The sequence below is a fragment of the Microvirga sp. 2MCAF35 genome (assembly GCF_052115545.1).
GTDB lineage: Bacteria > Pseudomonadota > Alphaproteobacteria > Rhizobiales > Beijerinckiaceae > Microvirga.
The window spans coordinates 1-5,447 of the sequence record NZ_JBFRGW010000078.1 but is presented as its reverse complement, the minus strand read 5'-3'; the positions used below and the strand labels follow the sequence as shown (position 1 = coordinate 5,447).

Sequence of the window (5,447 nt, the reverse complement as noted above, 5' to 3'; positions counted from 1 at the left end):
CCCGAACACGAAGATCGACGGACAGAGCTTTCGACATGACTGCCGGCCTCCCACCCGGCAGTCAGTCTGAATCAGTTTCCAGCCGATTTGGGTAGCCCCTTCGATTCAGTCAGATCAAAACCCGCTCTAGAGCATTGGACGTGAGTTCGAATTCACGTCCAATGCTCTAGTCATATCATAGACGTCGAAGATGCGCCGGCGTGTGCCAGCCCGATTCATTTCCTCAATGGATCGGAGGCTCAGGAGAGCCAAAATGACAGCCAAACGACATGAGCGATGATCTGAGAGGAAAGCGATGGCGCTTGTCGCTGATGGGCCTGTTCATGCCGGCCCGTCTACACTGCTTGCTCTCGTGTCCAAGTCAATGTGACATCGCCGGTTCACTTTCGCTGACTCTGTCCTTCGAAACTGTACGATGCGTTAGGCCCGTGGCTCCAGAGGGAAGGATCGTCCAGAGGGGTCTTGAGGAGCCCATACTGTCCTAAACCTCCACGCGGTCGAGGAGTGGAACACCGTAGAGTTGGAGCCGTACTCTTCCGCGTCCAATCCGAACGAGCCTGATCGGCGCTCCCTTGTCCTCCAAGCGGCGCCGGAGCAGTAGCAACCTCGTGTCGAGATTGTCTTTGACCTTGGGCATCCGCATCGTGGCCGAAAGCCGAAGCTCGCGGTTTGTAAACTCGTCTCTTCCCTCACGCTGATGAACATCGAGCATGAACACGAGCAATCGGCCCGCGACACCTTTGATAAGGTATTCGTTGTCGATGAAAATACTATCGTCCAGCGTATGATACGAAACTCGAAAATCGCGCCCCACCGGCTGATCAGACGATTTGCGAGCGTCAGAATCCTGCACCTCATCCTCCCGACTTTCCACTAGGGAGAGAGAAGCTCCGGCCTGGCATGCGACAATTGTCATGACAGCCTGATCGTCAGCGCTGAAGGCGAAACGCTCCTGGCTTTCGGCAACCAGAACACCAGTGACCTTCCCGTGCACGATCATCGGAATCCCGATCTGACTCATGGGACCTGGCAAGCTTGGCCATACCGCTGCCCTCTGCTCCCCTCCGCGGTCCGATCCTAAGTGGGTTCCGTCAGCAGGTTGTGTCAGGTCACTCATATCAGCGGCATTGATGAGGTATCCATTCGATACAACCATGCCGATAAGCCCGTCGCCGACGGGCACCTCCAATCCGGTTCCCGTCCGCTCGCAACCCCGACTTCCTCGAGTGATAAGTACCCCACGCGACACATCGTAAAGGAGCAGTCGGATATTCTTGTATCCGAAACATTCGCTCAGTCCGTCGAGAACGGTATCGACGATCCTACCGACCTCATTCTGCCGCGCAATCTCATCGACTAGGACCGCGGCATCCAGCAATGGGGACGATTTCGGCATAGGCAGCTGTAGGTTCAGATCAGAAAGGGGCAACTGCCGAAGCATCGGACATGGCACGTGAGCTCACATGGCATATCCGATGCTCCTCTTGCTTAGCCTGGGTCTGGTCCGCCGCGGATATGTAGGACCACTCCAGAGACCTGTCGGGCCATGTTCGTGCAACACGGCCCTAATCTTCATTCGTGCCTCCCAATACGTCAGGATCGTTTCCGCTGGCGTGGAATAACTTTCTTCTTTGCTATGCCGATCCTCGACAATGAATCGAACTGGCTCTAATGGAACCGCATGTGACGGGAAGAGGAGAACGACATCCGGAACCGATCCTGCCTGTCGTCGAACGATCCGATGAGCCCGGTCGACCATGTGGACGATTGGCTTTCACTCTGACGTTACTGATCCCATCTGATGATCAAGTCAGAGATTGCGTTCCGCCAGTATGCGGAATAGCCCGGGCCGCTTTGTTGAGCCAGAAAGCAGCCTTCTCATGCCGCCAATCCAATCGTAGGGCGCTTCTGAAATGATCGACGGCCAGATCATATTGGCCGATACCGAGGAAAATGCGACCGCGGAGCAGGTGGAACCGAACGGTATGGGGAGAGGTGTGCTTGAGCTTCTGCAAGGACAATCCCGAGCGCCACCATGCGATCCCAGCTGGAAGCAGCATTCTTGGCAGTCCAATGAAGTCCCGATCCTTTGGCATCGTTTCTTTCCAAGAGTACTTGCCGGGTTTAGCGATCTCAGTTCATCGAAGCCGAAGGCTCCATCTCACCGTGAAGCAAAACGTGGCATCACTCTTCCTCTGCGGAAATCGGAAAAGCGAACGGCCTGTCAAGATTGCGCAGGAAACTTTTTCCTATATCTGTTTGCTGATAGACCGTATTCGATGAAGCAGAGGAATAGAAACATAGTTTCTTTATGCAACCCTCGGCTGAAATCATCCTTCGGAAGGAGCCATCAGGGTTCTCACCACCAGGGCAGCGGCAGGTTCTTAACTTTGATCCTCTGACACCGGAAAAGCGGTTTCCACTAAGCGATGACTCGACATGATCCTGGCGAGCCGAGCTGTTCTCCGTTGATCCTCTCAGCACTTGGCCTTCAGCGATAGATTGCTTTTGAGAGCGTCTGCCGGGGGGTTTCACCGAATGTGCGCTTATAGAGAACACCGAACTCGCCCAGATGACCGAAGCCGCAGGCAAGCGCGATTTCCGTCACCGTGTCGAAAGCCGGGTCCCCAGCGAGCAATGCCCTGTTGACGTGCTGCAGACGAACTGAGCGGAGAAAGGCCATCGGCGTCATGCCACGGAAGCTTTGGAACCCAATCTGCAGGCTCCTGGCGCTCACACCCGCATAGGTGGCAATATCCGCAAGTGACATGGGCTCGGCGTAGTTCGCCTCGATGTAAGCTTCGGCGCGCTTCACATAAAAAGGAGCCGCCGCGGATTGGGGCCGTAGAAGCGCATCGGTGTACGTATGGCGTTGGGACAGAAGAAGCCCGGTCAGCAGAGACTGCTCGAATTGCCGCCACGCTATCGGCGATTGCCTGATAAGAGCTTCCGGATCGGACAGTTCCGTCTCCACATATTCCAAAAGCCTCAGCCAGCTGTGTCCAGGCGGGGTTTTCAGATCGACGCCGATATCGAAATCGAGGAAACCTGGAATGTCATAGCCCAGGAGCTTGGCGCAGCATTCCGCGATCTTGTTCCGACTTGTGATGAGAACACGATGCTCGGCATCTTTGGGAATCGTGAGGATTCGCTGGGGTCCGGAGGAGAAGATCACCCCCTGACTCTGTGAGATCGTGAAGGCTTCCCGATTGATCTTAAGCTCACTGGGCTCGCTCGGGCTGACCACGAAAGCCATTCGATCGTCGGCCTCTTCAGGGGACTGGTCCATCTCGACATCGCTTTCGAGATGGACTCGGAAGATGCCAAGGTCGAAATGTCCCCGATATCCGAACATGCCGCCCGCCGGCTTGTCGCGCGAGGTCGGGATAAGGCGCTGAGGCGACACGAAGGTGTTGAGTGCATTCTCCAATTCTTCAAGCTTGGGCGAGCGCCAAGTCTGATCGATGATCAAATCGATGTGTGGCGCCGCTTCGGCGTCCTGATGCAGCGTATCGTCCATGACCGTCTACAGAGGAGATATGATTTTTGCCTTTCTCATCGCGATATATGAGCGGTGATGGCGGCAAAAAGCTCGATTATCTTAAAAGCCAGCTAAGTGAATGCTAAAATATAGCTAATTCCATTTGGAGGGTGATCGATGTGACAGGAATTGCCGTTCGCAATTGCAGCCATGCTGGCCGCAACAGCCAAAGCCCAGCGAAGCCTCAAGCCGGATTGGTCGCTCTCTTCCATCGGGTTCAATGCACCATTCATTGAAGGGCGCATCGCAAGCCGTCATCACTTCAGTGAGATGAAGAAGAATCCCCGGCAGGAAGCCCGCCGGGGTTGATGTCAAAGCCGATAGGCTCGTCAGATGACCCAGATATCGGTGACCTTCAAGCCCTTGAGCTTCACGATCTCGACCTCGCCGCCTTTAGCGGAGCCGTTGGTGTCGTAGTAAAGAACGCCGCCCTTGTAGACCAAGTAGTCGTTCTTGTCCTTGGCCTTGCCGGTCTTGAACATCGTGATGTCGAGCTTTGCAGGTGCGTCGAACGTACCGGTCGTTCCGAGCTTCTTGAACACGGCATTGTCGAGGAAGAGCTTGTCCTGACCAGACTTGAAGTCGGTGATCCTGTCGAAGTTCGTCGACTTATTCGTCTTCTTGCTGAAGACGAAGGTGTCGTTACCCGCACCACCCGTCAGTGTGTCGTTTCCTTCCTCCCCGTAGAGGACGTCGTCGTCGGCATCGCCCTTCAGGACATCGTTGCCTTTGCCGCCGAACAGCGCGTCATTGCCGAAGCCGCCGTACATCTTGTCATCTCCGACCTCACCTTTGAGGAGATCCTTGCCGGCCTCGCCCTTCAGGGTGTCGTTGCCCTTTCCGCCGGACAGAGTGTCGAGGCCGTCACCACCCAGGAGAGAATCGTTGCCGTTCTCGCCATAGAGCTGATCGTCGCCGGCCAGACCCTTGATGATGTCCTTAACGGTGCCGGTACCACCCTTCAGAATGTCGTCGAGGGTGGAGCCGTTCATCTTGTCGGCCTTCTTCGTGCCGCGCTTGTTCAGGGTGGTCTGGTCGCCGACATTGATGGTGAAGACCTGGTCGATCACACCGCCGTGATTATCGTCGACCCTCACCTTGATCTGGTGTGACTTTGCCTCCTCGTAGTTAACGCCCGTTCCTGCCAGCACGAGCTTGTTACCCGAGATGGCGAAACGACCGCCCGCATTGTCGAGAAGCGTGTAGGTGAGGACATCATTGTTCAGATCAGTCGCACTGAACGTACCGATCTCCTTGCCGACAAGATCATATTCCAAGACGGAGACATTGCTCAGCGACAGGCCGGTCGGGGCGTTGTTGGGTGGGATGACCGGCGGCGTGGAAGCCACGGTGACGTTGTTGACCGTCGACGGCGTGGTGTGGCCGTGCGTCGGATCCGTCACCTCGATGGTGAAGGTGGTGGTCTGCACCGCACCGCCTGCAGCCCGATCGTCCGGATCGAACTGCAGGTTCTCCAGGATGGCGGTCAGCTCCGCCGCCGTGCCCGTGAAGGTGTAAACCTTATCCGTGCCCGACGAGCCCGCAGCGGGCACTGTGATGCCGCTGCCGGCCACCGCCGTCAGCGAGCCGTGCAGGCTGGTGAACTTGATCACCATCGTGTTTTGGTCATTCGTGTCGGTGTCCGACACCGTCAGGTCCTTGAACGCCCGCACCGGACCCTGGTTGGCGGCCGTGTAGGCTACCGTGCCGCCCTGGTCCACCGCAATCGACGGCGCAACGTTCGCCGGTGTTTCGTTCACATCCGTGACGTAGATCTTGACGTCCTTGACCGCCGAGGTGTTGAGCGCCGGATCCTTGGCCACGACTTGCACGGTGTAGTACTTGCCGGTCGCGTCCGTCTGCAGATCAGTCGCCTCGTAGTCGAGCGTCGCCTCGTAGTCGAGCG

General features: G+C 56.6%; 3 protein-coding genes. All 3 read right to left on the bottom strand.

All coding sequences use genetic code 11. The features are described 5' to 3' along the window. Positions 1-481: 481 nt before the first annotated feature. A complete protein-coding gene (locus tag AB4097_RS21275) occupies positions 482-1,396 on the bottom strand; it encodes a GAF domain-containing protein (RefSeq protein WP_442043259.1) in 915 nt (304 codons plus the stop codon). Positions 1,397-2,491: 1,095 nt separating this feature from the next. Then, entirely contained in the window at positions 2,492-3,520 is a 1,029-nt protein-coding gene (locus tag AB4097_RS21270) for an AraC family transcriptional regulator (protein ID WP_442043257.1), read from the bottom strand. A gap of 350 nt (positions 3,521-3,870) precedes the next feature. Next, positions 3,871-5,447 (bottom strand): M10 family metallopeptidase C-terminal domain-containing protein (locus tag AB4097_RS21265; RefSeq protein WP_442043255.1); only part of this gene is annotated, 1,577 nt, incomplete at its 5' end.

What these genes read in the sequence shown, in the direction of transcription:
- AB4097_RS21270 (WP_442043257.1), bottom strand. Translation starts at nt 3,520, where the DNA reads ATGGACGATACGCTGCATCAGGACGCCGAAGCGGCGCCACACATCGAT.
- AB4097_RS21275 (WP_442043259.1), bottom strand. Translation starts at nt 1,396, where the DNA reads ATGCCGAAATCGTCCCCATTGCTGGATGCCGCGGTCCTAGTCGATGAG.